Raw genomic sequence first — 1,702 nt, forward strand, 5'->3', positions numbered from 1 at the left:
CGCCACCGCCGCTCCCGGGCATGACGCCCGGTCGGCGCATCCCGTACGCGAGAGCGGCGGCCCGGCCTCCGTGGCCGCCACCGGCACCGTCGCCGCCACCGGGAAGTCCTCCGCCGCCGCGCTCGGCGCGCTCACCACCCTCGGCACACCCGGTCCCGCGCTGCGCAAGGACGGCGGCTATCCGCGCCGTACGGTCCTCGAAGCGCCGCCCGAGAACCCGGCCGACAAGTCGGTCAAGCTCGGTCTCACTCCGTACCACTCCCTGGCGCCCAGGCTCAACGCCCTCCAGAAGCTGGGCGATCGCGTCAGCGTCGAGGTCGCGGGCCGCTCCGCCGGCGGACACGATCTGTATCTCGTCACCGTCACCGCACCTGAGAGCGCGCACGAGGCGCGCGAGCAGGAGCGGATGCGCGAGCTGATCGAGGACTCGCCCGCGTCCGCCGCCAAGGACCGCCGGATCAAGTCGGACTACAAGACGCCGGTCTTCATCAACAACAACATCCACGGCAATGAGTGGGAGGGCACCGACGCCGCCCTCAAGCTCATCGAGGAGCTGGCGAAGGCGAAGGACGGCAGGACGCGCGAGCTGCTCGCCACGAGCCGGATCTATCTCAATGTGACCGCCAATCCGGACGGCCGGATCGCCGGTACGCGCGCCAACGGCAACAACTTCGATCTGAACCGGGACTTCATCACCGGCTCGCAGCCCGAGACGCGCGCCATGCGGCAGATCGCCATCGACAAGCAGCCCGCGGTGATGCTCGATCTGCACGGCTATGTCAACGGCACCCTGATCGAGCCGACGACTCCGCCGCACGGCGAGAACTACGAGTACGACCTCTTCCTGAAGAACACCTACGCCAACGCCCTCGGTATGGAGAAGGCGGTGAACGACCTCGGCTACACCTCCGCGAAGGACGGTGTCGAGCCGCCCGTGATCCCCTTCCGCGACCAGCAGGAGGGCTGGGACGACTGGCCGCCGATCTTCACTCCGCAGTACATGGCGTTCCAGGGCGCGGTGGCCTCGCACACCGTCGAGATCCCGATGCGGGTCAACAACGCCTCGTACGACTCCCTGTCCGTCGAGGAGCTGCGCCGGCGGTCCGCGATCAACACGGACATCGCGGGCGCGGCCATGCGCGCGACTCTCGACTACACCTACCGCAACCGCACTTCGGTGATCGCCGACCAGATCGAGACGTTCCGGCGCGGCGCGGCGGGCGAGGCCCAGCGGCCGGTCTCCGAGCAGACCGTGCCGGGAGTGCCGGGCATCGGCCCGGAGGACGTGTATACAACGGACTTCCCGCGGGCGTATGTGATCCCGGCGGGCGAAGGCCAGCGCTCCGCGACCGCGGCGGCCCGGCTGGTGGACCATCTCATCGCCAATGACGTACGCGTCGAGCGGGCGTCGGCCGGTTTCCGGCTGGCGGGACGTTCGTATCCGGCGGGCTCGTACGTCGTGGACATGCACCAGTCCAAGCGCGGCATCGCCAATGTGATCCTCTCCGAGGGCCGTGACATCAGCGCGGACGTCTCCACGATGTACGACATCTCCGGGTGGAGCCTCGGGCTGCTCTGGGGCGCGAGCGTCGACAAGGTGCAGAAGGCCGACGGCGGGCTGCGGCTGCACAGCCGTACGGTCCACGCCGCCGCGCCCACCGGCTCGGTCGCGGGCGGCAGCCGTGGCCACGGCGGTCTGCGG

Annotated in this window: 1 protein-coding gene; it reads left to right on the forward strand. The window is 69.9% G+C overall.

Going from position 1 to position 1,702, the window contains the following annotated elements; genetic code table 11:
• Nucleotides 1-1,702 (forward strand): M14 family zinc carboxypeptidase (locus GA0115259_RS34230; protein ID WP_176732753.1); only part of this gene is annotated, 1,702 nt, incomplete at both ends.

Source organism: Streptomyces sp. MnatMP-M17 (assembly GCF_900091995.1).
Taxonomy (GTDB): domain Bacteria; phylum Actinomycetota; class Actinomycetes; order Streptomycetales; family Streptomycetaceae; genus Streptomyces.